The sequence below is a fragment of the Paenibacillus sp. J22P15 genome, from assembly GCF_056269345.1.
Genome location: NZ_JBWDNT010000006.1, coordinates 243,293 through 259,501, shown reverse-complemented (window position 1 = coordinate 259,501; position 16,209 = coordinate 243,293). Strand labels below are relative to the sequence as shown.

At 43.9% G+C, this 16,209-nt stretch carries 19 protein-coding genes and 1 pseudogene; 11 read left to right on the top strand and 9 right to left on the bottom strand.

Features of this window, described 5'->3' with window-relative positions; all coding sequences use genetic code 11:
• Positions 1-122 precede the first annotated feature (122 nt).
• From AC0YN6_RS16105 to AC0YN6_RS16085, 5 genes and pseudogenes are all read left to right on the top strand, one after another.
• The gene (locus AC0YN6_RS16105; protein WP_475748117.1) at positions 123-2,120 is read left to right on the top strand and encodes a GTP-binding protein; all 1,998 of its coding nucleotides are present in this window, start codon (positions 123-125) and stop codon (positions 2,118-2,120) included.
• Between the two features lie 373 nt (positions 2,121-2,493).
• Positions 2,494-2,952, top strand: coding sequence for a hypothetical protein (locus tag AC0YN6_RS16100; RefSeq protein ID WP_475748065.1), 459 nt, complete (start codon positions 2,494-2,496; stop codon positions 2,950-2,952).
• Between the two features lie 18 nt (positions 2,953-2,970).
• Positions 2,971-3,180: pseudogene (locus AC0YN6_RS16095) on the top strand (prephenate dehydratase); the annotation flags it as partial.
• A 25-nt stretch (positions 3,181-3,205) separates the two neighbouring features.
• Positions 3,206-3,385, top strand: a complete 180-nt coding sequence (locus tag AC0YN6_RS16090) for an OadG family protein (RefSeq protein ID WP_475748063.1) — start codon at positions 3,206-3,208, stop codon at positions 3,383-3,385.
• A 32-nt stretch (positions 3,386-3,417) separates the two neighbouring features.
• On the top strand, positions 3,418-3,837 hold the full coding sequence (locus AC0YN6_RS16085) for a hypothetical protein (protein ID WP_475748061.1): 420 nt from the start codon (positions 3,418-3,420) through the stop codon (positions 3,835-3,837).
• 89 nt (positions 3,838-3,926) lie between these two features.
• Here AC0YN6_RS16085 and AC0YN6_RS16080 read toward each other — a convergent pair whose 3' ends face one another.
• Together AC0YN6_RS16080 and AC0YN6_RS16075 are read right to left on the bottom strand one after the other, a co-directional pair.
• The gene (locus tag AC0YN6_RS16080) at positions 3,927-4,469 is read right to left on the bottom strand and encodes a hypothetical protein (RefSeq protein WP_475748060.1); all 543 of its coding nucleotides are present in this window, start codon (positions 4,467-4,469) and stop codon (positions 3,927-3,929) included.
• Positions 4,470-4,571: 102 nt separating this feature from the next.
• Positions 4,572-5,024, bottom strand: coding sequence for a YhfM domain-containing protein (locus tag AC0YN6_RS16075; protein WP_475748058.1), 453 nt, complete (start codon positions 5,022-5,024; stop codon positions 4,572-4,574).
• A gap of 383 nt (positions 5,025-5,407) precedes the next feature.
• On the opposite strand from AC0YN6_RS16075, the gene serS reads away from it, so the two are divergent.
• Positions 5,408-6,697, top strand: coding sequence for a serine--tRNA ligase (serS, locus tag AC0YN6_RS16070; protein ID WP_475748056.1), 1,290 nt, complete (start codon positions 5,408-5,410; stop codon positions 6,695-6,697).
• A 65-nt stretch (positions 6,698-6,762) separates the two neighbouring features.
• Here the strand turns inward: serS and AC0YN6_RS16065 are convergent, their stop codons facing one another.
• On the bottom strand, positions 6,763-7,191 hold the full coding sequence (locus AC0YN6_RS16065) for a DUF1284 domain-containing protein (RefSeq protein ID WP_475748054.1): 429 nt from the start codon (positions 7,189-7,191) through the stop codon (positions 6,763-6,765).
• Between the two features lie 134 nt (positions 7,192-7,325).
• A complete protein-coding gene (locus tag AC0YN6_RS16060; protein WP_475748053.1) occupies positions 7,326-7,844 on the bottom strand; it encodes a DinB family protein in 519 nt (172 codons plus the stop codon).
• A 424-nt stretch (positions 7,845-8,268) separates the two neighbouring features.
• Between AC0YN6_RS16060 and AC0YN6_RS16055 the strand changes: the two genes are divergently transcribed.
• Entirely contained in the window at positions 8,269-8,451 is a 183-nt protein-coding gene (locus AC0YN6_RS16055; protein WP_475748052.1) for a hypothetical protein, read from the top strand.
• Positions 8,452-9,065: 614 nt separating this feature from the next.
• Here the strand turns inward: AC0YN6_RS16055 and AC0YN6_RS16050 are convergent.
• Together AC0YN6_RS16050 and AC0YN6_RS16045 are read right to left on the bottom strand one after the other, a co-directional pair.
• Positions 9,066-9,788, bottom strand: a complete 723-nt coding sequence (locus AC0YN6_RS16050; protein ID WP_475748051.1) for an amino acid ABC transporter ATP-binding protein — start codon at positions 9,786-9,788, stop codon at positions 9,066-9,068.
• Entirely contained in the window at positions 9,781-11,286 is a 1,506-nt protein-coding gene (locus AC0YN6_RS16045) for an ABC transporter substrate-binding protein/permease (protein ID WP_475748050.1), read from the bottom strand. Before AC0YN6_RS16045 ends, AC0YN6_RS16050 begins: the two co-directional genes overlap by 8 nt.
• Before the next feature lie 363 nt (positions 11,287-11,649).
• On the opposite strand from AC0YN6_RS16045, the gene AC0YN6_RS16040 reads away from it, so the two are divergent.
• Genes AC0YN6_RS16040 through AC0YN6_RS16030 form a run of 3 tightly spaced genes read left to right on the top strand, consistent with a single transcriptional unit; the run spans position 11,650 to position 13,610 of the window.
• Positions 11,650-11,973, top strand: coding sequence for a hypothetical protein (locus AC0YN6_RS16040; RefSeq protein WP_475748049.1), 324 nt, complete (start codon positions 11,650-11,652; stop codon positions 11,971-11,973).
• On the top strand, positions 11,943-12,767 hold the full coding sequence (gene yidC / locus AC0YN6_RS16035) for a membrane protein insertase YidC (protein ID WP_475748047.1): 825 nt from the start codon (positions 11,943-11,945) through the stop codon (positions 12,765-12,767). The genes AC0YN6_RS16040 and yidC overlap by 31 nt, the downstream gene beginning before the upstream one ends.
• Positions 12,768-12,785: 18 nt before the next feature.
• A complete protein-coding gene (locus AC0YN6_RS16030) occupies positions 12,786-13,610 on the top strand; it encodes a sugar phosphate isomerase/epimerase family protein (RefSeq protein ID WP_475748046.1) in 825 nt (274 codons plus the stop codon).
• Between the two features lie 121 nt (positions 13,611-13,731).
• Here AC0YN6_RS16030 and AC0YN6_RS16025 read toward each other — a convergent pair whose 3' ends face one another.
• The 3 genes from AC0YN6_RS16025 to AC0YN6_RS16015 form a co-directional block, all read right to left on the bottom strand.
• Positions 13,732-14,247, bottom strand: coding sequence for a hypothetical protein (locus AC0YN6_RS16025; protein WP_475748044.1), 516 nt, complete (start codon positions 14,245-14,247; stop codon positions 13,732-13,734).
• Positions 14,248-14,594: 347 nt separating this feature from the next.
• Positions 14,595-14,912, bottom strand: coding sequence for a response regulator transcription factor (locus tag AC0YN6_RS16020; RefSeq protein ID WP_475748042.1), 318 nt, complete (start codon positions 14,910-14,912; stop codon positions 14,595-14,597).
• Positions 14,816-15,202, bottom strand: a complete 387-nt coding sequence (locus AC0YN6_RS16015) for a response regulator (RefSeq protein ID WP_475748041.1) — start codon at positions 15,200-15,202, stop codon at positions 14,816-14,818. The genes AC0YN6_RS16020 and AC0YN6_RS16015 overlap by 97 nt, the downstream gene beginning before the upstream one ends.
• 384 nt (positions 15,203-15,586) lie before the next feature.
• On the opposite strand from AC0YN6_RS16015, the gene AC0YN6_RS16010 reads away from it, so the two are divergent.
• The gene (locus AC0YN6_RS16010; RefSeq protein ID WP_475748040.1) at positions 15,587-15,826 is read left to right on the top strand and encodes a Blp family class II bacteriocin; all 240 of its coding nucleotides are present in this window, start codon (positions 15,587-15,589) and stop codon (positions 15,824-15,826) included.
• Positions 15,827-16,209 lie beyond the last annotated feature (383 nt).

Below are 16,209 nucleotides of genomic sequence, written 5' to 3'. Positions count from 1 at the left end.
ATTGGCCTATAAAACGGCTTATCGGGCGATTGCCCCGGCAGGCCGTTTTTTTGTTGCTGTAAAACGCTTTCAGCGGTAGGATAAGAGAAGAAACAGCAAGTAAGGGGACATACAATGTGGAAATGAATGCTTCAACACATATACGAAACATCGGAATATTTGCTCATGTTGATGCGGGAAAGACGACAACGACGGAACAAATTTTATTTCATAGCGGACGGATTCGGTCACTTGGCAGCGTGGACGCGGGTACGGCGCAGACGGACTTTCTGGAAGTCGAACGCTCTAGAGGCATATCGGTGCGTGCAGCTGCGACTCGTTTCACATGGCAGGGGGTCACCATAAATTTGGTCGATACGCCTGGTCACGTCGATTTTCTCTCAGAGGTTGAACGGTCGCTGCGCGTTATGGATGGAGCGGTGCTCATTATATCAGCAGTCGAGGGCGTTCAGGCGCAAACAGAGGTCATATGGCATGCCTTGCGAGAGCGTAACATTCCAACACTTATTTATGTGAACAAGATGGACCGAATCGGAGCCGACCCAGCAGGGACGATTAAACAAATTAAACGTTTGTTATCGCCGCAGTCAACGCCGGTACAAGCTCCGCTTGGTGTCGAGGATAGCTTTGTCGGTTCGGTAAGCTTGCTAGAAGCTGGAACATTAGATAGTGAGCTGAGGCAGGCTCAGGACTACTTGCAGCTGCTGGAGGAGACGGTGGCAGAGCAAGAGGAATCGCTGCTGCTTCAATATTTGGACAGCGGTACGCTGCCGAAAGCGATGCTGAATCAAATGCTGCCTGAGCTTACGCATAGCGGAAAGCTGTTTCCGATTTTATTTGGCGCGTCGAATCGGGGAATCGGAATCGAACCGCTCATGCAGGCGATGATTACGATGCTGCCACCGCCGCAAGTCGTTTCAGACGGCCCTGTATCTGGAGTCATCTTCCGTATCGAGCGCGATGCGATCATGGGCAGAATCGCTTATGTACGCCTTTATAGCGGTGTTATTCGTAACCGCGATTTGGTTAGTAATGAGACGCAACAGATAGAGGAGAAGATTACGCAAATTCGCAAAATCGACGGGCAGAAGGCTGAGGATGTAGGGCTGCTCGCAGCGGGCGATATTGCTGCCGTTTGCGGCTTTACTCAGGCGCGAATTGGCGACATTATTGGCAGCGCCGAATATGTTCCCGGTGAAACGCGGATGGCTGTGCCGCTGTTGACGGTGCAGGTGCGCTGGAGCAATGAAGCCGAATATCCGGCTGTCGTTGCAGCGCTGCATGAGCTTGCGGATGAAGATCCGCAGCTCGATTTGCAATGGCTGCAGGAGCAGCGGGAGCTGCACCTTAAAGTAATGGGGCCGATCCAGATTGAAGTGCTTACTCACGTGCTGAACAATCGGTACGGCTTAAAGGCTGAATTCAGCAAGCCATCAGTCATTTACAAAGAGACGCCTGCACAAACGGGCGAGGGCTTCATTGCCTACACGATGCCGAAGCCGTGCTGGGCGATTCTCCGGTTTCATATTGAGCCAGGTGAACGCGGAAGCGGGATTGCCTTCAGCTCTGTTGTCCGTTCGGAGCGGCTGCTGGACCGCTATCAGAATGAAGTAGCGAGAAGCGTGCCTGAAGCGCTGCAGCAGGGGTTATTTGGCTGGGAGGTAACGGACATAAAAGTGACTCTTATTGAAGGGGAGCACCATGTGTGGCATACACATCCGCTTGATTTCTCTGTAGCTACGCCGATGGGCATCATGGATGGCTTATCACGTATTGGAGTGAAGCTGCTGGAGCCGATGCTGAGCTTTCGTATTTCTATTCCAGAGGAAACGGGCGGCAAGCTTATGAACGAGCTCGTTCTCATGCGGGGAGAGTTCGATACGCCGATTGTTAGGCAGGAGCGGATGGAAATTGAGGGAATTTTGCCTGTCGCGACTTCACTCGACTTTCCCGCACGCTTTGGTTCCCTTACGAAAGGAAGGGGGGCACTAGCGACCTTCTTCGCTGGTTATCGCGAATGCCCGCCAGACGTGCGGGCAGAGCGAGTACGCAGAGGGGTAAACCCATTAGATCAATCCAAATATATACTCGCTGTCCGAAAAGCGCTTGCCGGCTCTTAGCCGCAAGCGTTTTTATTTATGGCTGAGAGGAGAATGGAAAAAGGAATTTAAGCAAATTATTTTATCATAAGGTAAAATATGGGGTAATAAAAGTTCATTTCTGGCTAAAGGAGAGGACTTTATGTTGAAAAGAGTGAATGAGTTCCCAACAGATAAAAGAATCGGGGGATACATAGTATCCCTTTGTTAGACGATGGATCTATCGTGATGGTATGGGATCGACATGAACAAACGAATGGTGAACGGATTCACATTCTAAATTACGCAGAAGAAATAGCCTCCTTGAAATTCACATCGATAAAATATGATTATTATGCAACCCTCTCTCTTTTTTCTCGTCTAAATTAAATAGAGGTTAGGGAGGTGGAACCATTTGAGGAAGTTTATGTTTTTTATAAGTGTGTTTTTAATGGCAGGCACTCTTTTAGGATTAGAATCGATTCACGCGGATTGGGCAAATCGTTTTGTTGTACATGACGGCAAATCCTATATTATTTCAGAAGATCAGGTGAAAACGGCGCAAATTGGCGATAAAATTGGAAAGGTTACGTCCTTTTCAGAGGAAGAAGGTACGTACTCTGGCAATTTCTCCAACACTTATCCGAAAGGAACGGAATATTACGCAATCAAAGATATAGATTCAAATGAAGCAATTGCTATAAAGGTGAACGAAGATTCTTTCATCGTAGCAACGTATGGGGGCGAATATGCTGGCAACTCATTTAGCGCCAAAAAAATGCTGTTCTATGCTGGTGGTGTCTTCCTAGTCATTATTGTTATCTTGCTCGTGAGAAATAATTGGAGAACGAATTCGACAAATCAATCTTCTTAATTTAACCCTGGAGTACTCTCCTCGATTTTGAATGTATTCTCTGCACTAGCAATTAACCTCACTTGGATTGAGTCACGACCAACCGGCAAGAAGCTCGGGACGTATCGTTTTTTACTCGAATCAGAAGCAGCCCAAAGTGATCAACAAATGAGTAAAGCGATTAAGATTCTTGAAACGCTAGGTCACGATGTACATATAGTTGGCAGTTATTCGACGACAATTCTTTAATTAAAAAGCATAGGGAGGGATAGTAATGGAACGTGAAAAAGAGATAAAAGAACTTAAGGAACGGTTAGCTAGTGTCGAAAGTCAGCTCCAACGTAAATCGAACTCTTCAAACATAATTAGGTTTGTACTAGGCTTTATTATTGTCTTTGTCGTATTGCTAATCTTAATTGGAGTATTTCAATTTATAAGTGCTAATTCATCCTAGCTTTTTGCATGATTTTTAAGGGGGCGAATGCATTGAGGAAAATGATGATGATCATTTTTGTCATCTGCTTGATGATTACAGGGTGCACGAACGGAGATGTAATCGTCACTTCTGCACAGCTTCAAGATCTGTTCGAAAAACATAGTGTTCTATTAGCGAAGCAAACCGAAGTTAATCCCGAGGCTGTATTTTCAAGAGCGTACAACGATATTTTACCTGAACAATTCATCATTAATGATGATCAGCAAATTAGCATCTATATTTATTCCTCAAGTAAAGAGGCTCAAAAGGGAAAAGAGCATTTCGACAATAGTTGGGCGACAGCCGATATAGTGTCTCATAGCGCGTATCAAGTAGCGAATGTATTAATTTTTTATGTCACGGATAGAGAGTTGATAGATGAACGAGTAGAAATGGTTATCGAGGAATTAAAGACTATTACGAAGCAGTAGACTTGAAGGTATATATGAGGACCAGCCCAACACGCTGATTTGGTATGTGGACTGGTTTTTATTTTTTTGCCTTAATCAGAACTTGGCGTCTATTTCTTTGCGGGCTCCACTTGGGGATTCACGGCAATGATGCCATATACCTGAGGTTCTTCAGCCGAGGCACCGAACCACAGCTCACCGTCACCGACCATAACGCCTTGATCGCGAACGAATAACGTATCCACCGTTTGTGCTGCTAATGCTTCTTTCACAGATTTGGTCATAATCAAGTCATACTTCTCTATAAATTCCGCTTTGGACGTTATCTCCATCGGTATTTCTACATTAACACGGAGCGGCAGCAGCACTAGCTCTGCGACGTCATCCTTATCATCAGCGGCAACAGCGGCTTTAGCCACCTCAAACATTTTGATAAAGGCCTTTGGGTCGTTAATGCCCGCCGCTGCGAAAGGGTTATCCTTCTCGGACATCGCATTTGTTTCTTCGGATTGATTAGGCTGAGCAACCATCTCACTCGTCCCCGTTTGTCCGCAGCCTGCTAGCAATGTGACTGCTAATCCAATAGCGGCAAAAGCCGCAAAGCTTTTATTTCTTTGTTTTGGGTGCGGTATCGTCGTCATTTTATTTAGCATATGGAGCCTCCTTCATGAAGGGCGTTCGATATCCAACCCGTCTGATCTATCTCCTTACTAATTTAAACAACGATTCACATTTCCAACCCTATATGAAAAAAATCATATTAAAATGGTACTCAACGTTTCGGAATCCTCTTTGGTTAGTTTTTTGTAAGAGTGAATTCCGCTTATATAGACTCCTGCATAGCCGTTAGTAAACCAAATTTCGTATAAGAGTGCTTTTGCTTCTGAGCCGTCCGTTGGTTGGAAATGAATTTTATAATCAGGGGGGCGTGACATCTCGAATTTAACTTTTTCCCATTCGCCTGCGTTCAAAATGCTTCTAACCGTAGAAACGGATTTCTCATCGTTAACTTCCTTGTGCTCTTCATACTGATTTTCCATGCCGACTCTTTTCAAAATAATTAATTTTTTCTGAACGGATTCCGTAAGCGGATCGTTCTTTACTTGCTCAGAGTTAACGGTTAAATCATTGTTTACACCTGAGCTCTCACATCCAACCAGGCCAATCATGATGAAGAAGGTGATAATAAATAGAAGACTGTATTTCAATCCTTGCACCTCCCTTTTCTTATAGTCTATCGACTGTTAAAAAGTGGATAAAGTTGCAAGTCGAGATCAATATAGAAAGTGAACTGGAATTTATTTTCCACAATCACACTTGTGTTCACCGCATTAAGTATGTTATATTACTACAAAATTAATTATCGGATCACGCCAGTGAAGAGAATCCAACTCGGAGGCGTTCTCGTCAAGGGGAGGGAAGCACCTTCCCCCTAAGTTTACCGGGCCCGCCCGTTATCGCGGAGCAAAGAGGATTGAACAGCTTGTCTGTTTGGTCAATTTGGGTGGCACCGCGAGTAAAAAACGCTCCTCGTCCCATAGGGATGAAGGGCGTTTTTTGTGTTTTTTTAACGAAAAGGAGCGCGGGTAGCATGTTGGACATGAGATGGATTAGGCAAAATCACGAGCAAGTGCAGACGGTAGCGAATCAGAAGGGGATTCAGGTTTCGATTGCTGAGCTGCTGCTCTGGGATGAGAAGAAACGCTTGCTGCTGCAGGAGACGGAAGCTTTGCGTGAAATTCGCAACAAGCTTTCGTTCCATATTGGTACGCTGATGAGGCAAGGCGCACAGCTTGAAGCGGAGCAAACGAAGCAACAGGTAAAGGATACGAATGAGAAGCTGAGCATTGTAGAAGAGGAGCTGGCGACAGCTGAGCGGTATGTGGCGGAGCTGTTGATTCTAGTTCCTAATATCGTGTCACCCGACACACCGGATGGCCGATCGGATGCAGATAATGTAGAGCTGAGGCAGGTTGGCGAAGCGCCAAGCTTCCCATTCGAGCCGAAGGATCATATGGCGCTGGGCGAGCTCCACAATATGATTGATGTGCAGAGAGGTGTTAAGGCAGCAGGCAACCGCAATTATTATTTGAAGGGGGCAGGGGTTCTGCTCCATCGTGCCGTGCAGCAGTTGGCTCTTGATTTGTTGCTGCAAAAGGGCTTCACGTTGCTGGATGTGCCATTGATGGTTCGTACGGATGCGATGAGCAATACTGGATTTTTCCCGATTGGCGAGGATCAAAGCTACCGGATTGCGGGCGATGATAAATGGCTTGTCGGCACTTCGGAGGTTCCGATGATTACCTACTATGCTGGAGAAATTGTTGAGGCAGAAGCTCCAATCAAGCTTGCCGCGGCATCGGCCTGCTTCCGCAGTGAGGTTGGCTCGGCGGGCAGAGACGTTCATGGCCTATACCGCGTGCACCAGTTTGCGAAAGTCGAGCAAGTTATACTATGCAAGGCTGATCCCGAGCTGTCGGAGCTGCTGCTGCAGGAAATAACGGCGAACGCAGAGGAGCTTCTTCAACGACTTGAGCTGCCTTACAGAGTAATGGCCGTCTGTACTGGCGATATGTCGCAAAAAACGTATAAGCAATACGATATCGAGACGTGGATGCCGAGCCGTCAAGCCTACGGGGAGACGCATTCGTCGTCGAACCTGCATGACTTTCAAGCACGCCGCTCGAATATACGGTACCGTGATGAGAGCGGTGCGTTAAGATTTTGCCATACACTCAATAACACGGCAGTGGCAAGCCCGCGCATCCTCATTCCGCTCATCGAGAATCATCAGGAGGAGGACGGCTCGATTCGCATCCCAGCCGCACTTCAGCCTTATATGAATGGATTGCAGCGAATAACGGGCGGGGTAAACAACTAACATTCTCTTAAATGCATTAATGGGAAACAGCTCTTCCTCTTCCTCCCGAAGCAAAGTTTTGACTGCTAAAGATAAGAATGGGTAATTTTAGGCAGCGGTTTTCCAGTATTAAGGAGTTCGACTCCTTGTGCACAAACGCCATACTTCTCCCAAGGACAGGTGGTGCATAGACGGCTGATGTCTTCCGGCACCATCGTCCGGGCTACACGGTCGCGAATGGACTGCCAGCTGCCTTGCTCATTCACGTTAAGCCCAAGCTTCGCGAGTACGGCCTTATCTAAGTCGTAGACGGTCCCCTCACAATGATAGCTGTTGTCTTGGGGATAGGCTTTGCATATATCATCTGGGCCTGTAATAATCTGAATCTCAGTTTCTGGCTGTGATCGCAGTGTTTCATGTATGGCAGTCATATTTACACAGAATTCGTCCGAGTACCCCATGCCTCGATATCCGAGCAGACAGAGCAGATGGTGACCGCGCAATCGAATCGTCATGTTTTACCGCTCCTTAACTTAAAAAAACCTATATGTTAACCATATTATCACAATAACAGGTTTACATATAGGTTTTTTTGGCTTTGCTCATCTGCAATGCGATGTGCCTGAATCAGTAACAGGGCAAGTAAACGCTACTTCCCTAAGTACTTATTGTGTAGAACTTTCAAATGATGAAGTTCATGTCCAGCAATAATATAAGCCAGAGCTCTCGCTGAAATGTCACCGCCATTGGCTACGCCTATGCGAAGCCAAGCCTCTTCAGACAACCCACGCAATAAAGTCAGTGTAGCTCGGCGAACGGAAATGTAATCCTCAATGATTTGCGATAGTGTCCATTCATGAAAGGAAGCGCCGCTCATGAAATCATCCTGTTCATAGCCGGCAAGAGGTGTCTTGTCTCCGCGTGCTGCCCGAAGTAAACGGTAGCTCATGACTCGTTCATTATCCGATATATGGCCGATCACTTCTTTCAGCGACCATTTGCCTTCCGCATAACGGTAGTTTGCCTGCTCTTCGGGAATATCGGATAGTAATTCGGTTGTACTTGCCAGCTGCTTTTTAAGTAGTTCGGTAACTGAGCCTTCGCCTACAAGGCTGATATACTGTTCATAATAAGCATTGTATTCTTCCGTTGCTGGTCGTTGAGTCATACGATAACCATCCTCTCAAGTTGAAAAGCATAATTTTTTCCAAAAGTGTTCCTTACTTTTATCGGCTATCCTCAGCGTTTTTTTAAGCGATAGTGTCCCGGCGTAATTTCCTCTTGCTTGCGGAGAACGCTGCTCAAATAATTTGAATTATTTTTCTCAGAAATATTTTGGTATTGTGCTTCTTGTCGATCTTTGAAAATTGGGCAATCTATTTCCTCGGGGCTGCTCTTTTTTTATTGAAAACAATAATGAGCACAAAGAACTAGGAAGAAATACCGATATTAATTAAAAAATTTCATAATTTTGTCGAATTAACTCATAAAATGTTCAGAAATTACATAGAACGGCAGTATATAATAAGATTCTGCCTAAAGTTGCTAATAGATGACGGAAATGAACATGACGACATGGAGTGTGACTTGATATGAAGGAAGATTTTTTTCAAGAAGTACATAAGCTTGGCTACGATAACGAATGGAGATACCAGTTGCTCATACGAGGCATGCAAAACATACAGGAAGAAAAAAAGAGCCAAGGTTTTTTCAAGAAGTTGGAGAGGAAATTCGCTCGCAAATATAAGAAGATAAAGATTTCTGCTTGGAAGTAAAAAGATGAGCTGTAAGTATGTCATCTCATTTAGAACGATAAGCTGTATACGATTCGAGGGTGAAGAGTGATCTTCATCCTTTTTGCGTGGTTATCAAGGCAGCAACCAAAATGAAATTTGAGGTCAACGCTGTATGAAGAAAAAATCGGTTTCGATTCTGATGGGCGTGGTTTTATCGTTTAGCTTATTACTCGGAAGGAATAAACAAAGCTCTGCGGCTAACGGTGTCGCAGAGCTTTGTTTGTAATTGTTGTAAGAGTGGTTGGTTAACTTCTGCCTGATCAGCTGGAGCTCGGCGCCTATATAGGAAGGCATGACAGCTAGCTATATTGGACGGCTGCTTATATGCGTTTGTCTAGGAGGCTCCCTCCCTCGCAAAGAGCATTCTACTGTAGAAACTACAATAGAATGCTCTAGCCGAGGCGCATTGAATGTCTACGTTGCAGTAAATGCAATAGAATCAGCCATTGCAGCGTCGCATGAAGCAAAAACGATCCAATCTGCTGCATAACTGCAACGTAGCTGAAGTAACCATGTCTCATGTAAGGTATCTGTTGTAGAAACTACAGTGTACAAATCCGAGTGAGCTTTCTACGAAAGCAGCGCCCACAAGTTTAAAGCACCTGCTCCAGAAAACGTGCCGCTCGCTCGCTTTGCGGCTTCGTAAAGAACTGCTCGGGCTTTGTCCGTTCAACCAGCTTTCCGTCATCGAGGAAATAGATGGTATCAGCAGCTTCACGGGCAAACTTCATCTCATGCGTAACAATGAGCATCGTCATACCGCTGTCTGCAAGACTGCGAATAACGCTGAGCACCTCTTTCACCATCTCAGGATCAAGCGCCGAGGTTGGCTCATCGAACAACAATATATCAGGCTCCATCGCTAGACTTCTTGCGATGGCTACGCGCTGCTTTTGTCCGCCGGATAAGCGGGATGGATAGCTGTCTGCTTTGTCGGAGAGTCCTACGCGTGCCAGCAGCTCCATCCCCTTCTGGCGTGCTTCCTCCTGTGATTTCCCTTTGACCTGAATCGGAGCGAATGTAATATTATCGATGACGGTCATATGCGGGAACAGGTGAAAATGCTGGAACACCATCCCGATGTGCTGACGAACGCGGGCAATGTTCGTTTTGGGATCGGTAATTACCGTTCCATCAATGGTAATGACACCGGAAGTTGGTGTCTCAAGCATATTTAAACAACGAAGAAAGGTGGACTTGCCTGAACCAGACGGTCCAATGAGTGCAACGACCTCTCCTTTTTCTACAGTTGTTGTGATGCCTTTCAGCACTTGGTTTTTGCCGAAGGTTTTTGTTAAGTCGGTTACATTAATCACTGCGGCGCAGCCTCCTTTCAAGCATACGGGCAAACGATGTTAAGACGAGAACAAGCACGTAATAGATCGCGGCAATAAATAATAATACTTCGAGAGAGCGGAACTCAGTGGAGCGTACAACATCTGCACGACGCATCAAATCGGATACGCCAATGACAGAAACGAGTGATGACTCCTTAAGCAAAGCGACACATTCATTCACGAGCGCTGGCAAAATATTGCGAAGTGCCTGCGGGAAAATAATACGCAGCATCATTTTTCGGTAAGGGATACCGAGCGCAATAGCGGCCTCGCGCTGTCCTTTGTCCACGGCCATAATGCCGCCGCGGATCGTTTCTGACAAATAAGCAGACGAATTGAGTCCGAATGCTAGACCTGCCGCCATTAGCGCAGGAATGTCATAGTTGAATAGCTGCGGAGTCGCATAATATATAATCGTAAGCTGGACGAGCAGCGGTGTACCGCGGAATACGGATGTATAGGCGGTCGCGAACCATTCGAGCGGCTTAATACCGGATATTTTGAATAAAGACAGAACTGTACCCCATACAAGTCCGAAAAAAGCAGAGACGAGTGTGAAGAGCAGGGTTACATAGACGCCCTTGAGAATATAAGGGATGTAGCCCTCGAGTATGCTAAAGTCGATGTTCAGATTAAGAAACGTATTAGATTCTTCCTTCTCTGAAGCAAACCATTTTTGTACGATATCATCGAGCTTTCCGTCTTCCTTCATTCCCGAGAGGACACCGTTAAATTCGTTAACAATTGGTGATTTCTTAGGAAATGCAATGGCATAGCCATTATCCGCGGACTCTGCCGGCAGGAAATTCATCGCCAGATCCGGGTTGACGCTTATCATCTCTAAAGCGACAGCGTCTTCTACGATAGCGGCATCGACGCGGCCGGAATTCAGCTCTTGAATAAGATCGGGAATTTTATTGAGCTTCTTAATCGTAGCACCTTCAATTGTTTCTGCGTATAGATCCTGCGTAGATCCGAGCTGTGTCGCGACTAATTTGCCAGAAAGCGATGCCTCTGTTTCTAACGGTGCAGATTTTTTTGAGACGATCGTATTGCGGGCAGCGTAATACGTATCAGAGAAATCGACATTCTGCCTGCGCTCATCCGTCGCGGACATAGCGGACATGACGAAGTCAACTCTACCCGTTTGAAGCGCAGCGACAAGCCCATTGAAATCCATGTGTGTGATTTCCAGTTCGTAACCCAGCTGACTGGTGATATACTTGGCTATGTCGACATCTAATCCAACGATTTCGCCGTTGTTTTTGGCGTCAACCGATTCGTAGGGTGGATAATCGGCAGAAGTACCCATGACCAGCTTCTTTTTTTGACCAACGGTTGGCTCATTAGCAGCACTTTCTGCACTAACGGAATAGCTACTGCTCTTACCCATAGGGAAAGCTTGTCCAAGTCCGATAACCAGAACCGCAAAGATAATGAGCGATAAATAAATGACTTTAAGCTTTTTTCGATTCATGATGTCCTCTTTCTTCTAAGTTGATAGGTTTAACATGCTTATCTTTTATCGTGAAATAAGTCCAAGATGACAAAAGATATTTGTTTCAGCCGTATACGCCTGCAACATTAGAAATTATATGGTGTTCCCTACTCTTTGTAAACAACCAGAGGCTGGACTTTTTGAAAAAATCAGCATATTTATTAGTGTATGCTTATAAATATGCTTAACAAATTCCGCGAAAAGACTGTATTTTTTATAAATAAAGGTGACCATATTTTTCTTTGTATATTAATAATCGGGATAGTCGTAATCTGATGAGAATTACTGTTATAATATCCAAATAGAACGAAATCTATTTTATGTTGAAGGGAGGTGAGTACATTGTTCGAGCTTGAGCTGCATGACGTCATACCGTATTTGTTTTCGATCAGCCTTCTATGTTCATTAGCGTACGCTTACGCTTCGCATTTGCATTCGGGTGCTTATGAATACTGGGAGCGGAATCAATATTTGAGTATATTGTATAGCCTGATGCCGCAGGTGTTGATTCGTACCATCCCGCTGCATCATTGGCTAGTTAGAAAAGTAAAACGGAAGGAATCACCCGATGACGACATAGCAGACTGTTCCACCTCGTTTGCCCAGCTATTTTCAAACAAACGAGGAGGATTTTTATGCAAACGAGCAATGTATTCACTTCTTTAAAATATGGACGTGTAGTAATGGCCGGCATGATGCTGGCAGGGCTGCTTCTAGTAAGCGGCTGTAGTACGGCTAGCGGAACGATCGATGGAAATACGCCGGGCATATTTAACCACTATGTTATTTATCCCTTATCAGCTGTTCTTCAGTACATTGCTGATATGTTCGGCGGAAATTACGGCATCGCGATCATTGGTATTACGCTAATTATCAGACTTGTTCTACTGCCGCTTATGATGCGTCAATATCGTGCCCAGAATCTAATGAAGACGAAGATGGCGGTGCTTCAGCCGGAGCTCAAGCAGCTTCAAGCGAAATATAAGAACAAGTCGGATGCGGAATCCAAGCAAAAGCTGCAGCAGGAAACGATGCAGCTGTACCAGAAGCACCAGGTCAATCCGCTTGCGATCGGCTGCCTGCCGATGCTTATTCAAATGCCGATATTAATGGGTTTATATTCTGCGATTAGGCTGACGCCTGAGCTGGCGGATCATTCCTTTCTATGGTTTAAGCTTGGTTCGCCGGATATCGTGCTCCCGATTATTGCAGCGATCGTGTATTTTGTACAATTCAAGGTGTCACAAACGACGCAGCCGAACGCGAATGCTGCACAGCAGAAGCAGATGGCGTTCATGGGTTATTTGTCCCCAATTCTAATGGGTGTATTCGCGCTAACAGCGCCGGCAGCCATCTCGCTGTACTGGGTAACCGGTGGTCTATTCATGATTGCTCAATCCTATTTAGCCAAAAAAGTATACGCGCCGAAGGTAGAGGTTGCACTCGAGGGTAGCGCTTAATACGAAGGAGACGATCAAATGTCAGTCGGTGTACTCGCTCATTTATTCGGAAGTTTGCCATATAAGGAGCTTGCTCCTAAAGTCGCGGCGAGCGGATTTAGTCATGTGCAGCTTGCTTTGTGGAAGGCAATCAGCGATGTCGATTTCAGTAAGCCTGGCAACATAAGCCCAGGCCTTGCGAATGCAATCGGCGAGCAGTTCGATAAGCATGGTGTTTCAATTTCGGTGCTTGGCTGTTATGTTCATTTATTCGAGCGTGACGAGAAGCTGCGCCGTGCAAATGTGAGTCGCTTTAAGGAATTGCTGCGATATGCGAAGTTTTTCGGAGCGCCGATGGTAGCTGCGGAAACCGGACGGAATGAAGGCGGGGACTACACTGATCGTGATTGGTCCGTAATGAAGGCGACACTGGAGGAGTTAGCTGAGGAAGCCGAGAAGTGGGGCGTCTTTGTCGGGTTAGAGGCGGCCAACGACCATTTGATTGGAACGGCTTCTGAGCTGGCTCGGATGCTGGAGGAGGTTCCTTCCTCTAATATTGGTGTCGTTATCGATCCCGGAAATTTGCTGACGTCTGCTAATTTTGCGATGCAGGATGAGGTCATCGAGCAAGCATTCGAGCTGCTTGGCGACCGAATTATCGCTGCACATGCAAAGGATCGCATTATGCTCGAGAGTGGCGAATTGGCTACCGTAACTGCCGGACTTGGGCAGATGAATTATGAGCTGTATATGAAGCTTCTTAATCAATATAAGCCGCATGTACACATCATCATGGAAGAAGCGAAAGCGAACCAAATGGCGGAGTCGAAGGCTTATATTGATGGAATTCGTGTGCGGGTATAGAAAGGCTAAAAAGCGAAAAACAGTAGACCATGGGGACTCCCGAGGGCTGCTGTTTTTGTTTTTTTATAGTGGATAAGACGGTTTAGCCTGATCTGTCCAGTTGTGGTTTCATCTACATCACCTATTCACTCGGAACATTTGGAAGCAGCGAAAGTAATTTTTTTCTGGAATCGGCATGAACTACCCCGCGAAAGACTTGATGTTTTGTATGTATGTCGAGTGAAAACTTCGTATGTAAGAGATCGGTTTCCTTCAATTGATAATAAACGATATCCTCCCAAGGAATGACTGTGTTTGCATGGTAAACGCCATCACTGCCAATGGAATAGTTAATCTTACCGCCAGAGAATATGGTTATGAGCATAATGGGGAAAACATACGCAAACCAGTGCTTATAAACGATATCACTTATTTCAAAGATAAGCAGTAACCACAAAATCGTAACTACGAATACATAGGCCAGCACCGATAGCGTTAATTTCTTGTCGGCAATAAGGAAAGACGGGTTATATACTTGAACATTGTTTTTGGATTTGTTGAATATCTGAAATTGTATATACTCATTGTAGAACGACCAAATGAGGATCAAGCAGCTGAGGAGGTTCAATAATAATGTAAACAAAAAGTCGATGTGCAATTCGGTAGCTCCTCGTATATTTGCCGTAGTTGTTAGTAAAAAGAGATCTATCCGTTAATGTTGAGGAGATACTTTCCTATTTCATTTAAATTATATTTGATTTGAAAGAGAACAAGCAACGAAATATAGATTGGTAATTTCCGAAAGAAGTTTTGCGTGAATTAAATAAATAAAATAGTTTATAAAAGAGGGTCGAAGATTGATGAAGGGGATAACGTGTTTCCGAGGCTAGATCGTAGCAAGCATTCCTATCGAAAACCTACTTATAAAGAAAATGATATACTTCTGTATCATCATGTTTTTCATCACATTTAAGGAGAGCTTTCGAATATCTATAGAATTAAAACTTATCTAATCGTTTTTATTTTTTCTAAAGCCTGCTTGAATGTTCGAACCTTCATCTTTTTTAAAATACTGCTTACTTGATTTTTTATGGTGCTTTCCGCTTTATATAAAGTTTGGGCGATACTAGTTTGAGTAAAGCCTCGTTCCAGTAATTCGAAAATTTCTTTCTCTGAAGGTGATAATAGTTGAAGAAGGGCATCTCTTTTTAATTTTGCATAATCCTCTAAAAGTATCTCAATAGAATTTCCTTTATGTGAAAATGTTTGAATGATATGTGGTAAATTACGATATTCACTCTTGGATATACAATGGATAGCCACGCATTATATGCCATAAGTATGGTTTCACTACTTATTTCCTCAGTCATAAAGATGACTTTCGTTGGCATAATTATATCCATTTCCAATGAAAGTCCGATTCCGTCAAGCTGATGCATAGGTGAGTTTAATGTCATAAGCACAAGATCAGCTTGCTGAAATTGATTTAAAGCCTCACTTTTATTATTCGCGCAACCGATAATTTGAAAAACTTTTTCAAGAGATAGGTGGTCGTAAATTCGCTTCTGCCATACTGGGTCATCTTCAACAAATAAAATACGTAAAAATTGCATGAAATCATTCCCCATTTATAGTAGTTATAACAATACTTTCGAACTAAGGACTTTTATCCTATTAAATTAAAGTATATCTGTTTTTAAAGAACGCAAACAACGAAAAAAAGATTAGTATTTTCCGAAAGAGGTTTTGCGTGGAATAAATTAAAATATATGTTAATTTATAAAGAGCTAATAATTATGATTAATGAGTAAATATAAAGGACTGTAATTAAATAAATCTGGCTTGACATCTATTATGCAGAAGGACAACAAACAATAAGACTAACTCTGAGAAGATACAAGTACTAAATAAATTAGTACTAGTACTATTTAAGTGTAAATATACAATAGTTTTATTAATTAAAGTTTATATAAATTAAATTTAGGAGGCATGTGTGTATGAACGGAGTTGGGTTTTATGATATTTCAAATGAAGAATTAATGGAAATTGATGGAGGTGGTGTTAGGTCAAAATTGGCTTATTACACATTCGTTGCAGGTGTGGGTACTCTTGGTGCATTAGCTGGAGCAGCAGTTGGTAGCTCGGTAGGAGGGGTAATTGGTGCTCTCTTTGGGAGAACTGCGGGTGCTCTAGTGAGAGGGTATGTAGGAGATCAACTCTGGAATACAGCTCATTAATGATCCATACATTAATTAATTTAGTAATTATAATAGTTGTAATGATACTATTAGATTTTTTTGTTGAAGAAAAACTTCATATTCGTAAGAGAATAGTTAAAAAAATTGGAAACATTCTCACATTTGTTCTTACATTAATTTCAATAATTTTCTTGGATTATGTATTTATAAATTTTTGGCCAGAAGTAGAGAATGAAGAGTTGTATAAGTTATCTAAAATAGCTTGGATAATGTTTTTTTTACCAAGAAAGGGCGATAAACAATGGGGGAATTCTTAGAAATAGATAACAATGATTTAAGAGAAGTTGATGGCGGTGGATTACTAGGAGCAGTTGTTGAAGGGTTGGCGTACCTATAGGACTGACTTCATATACAGTAGGAAG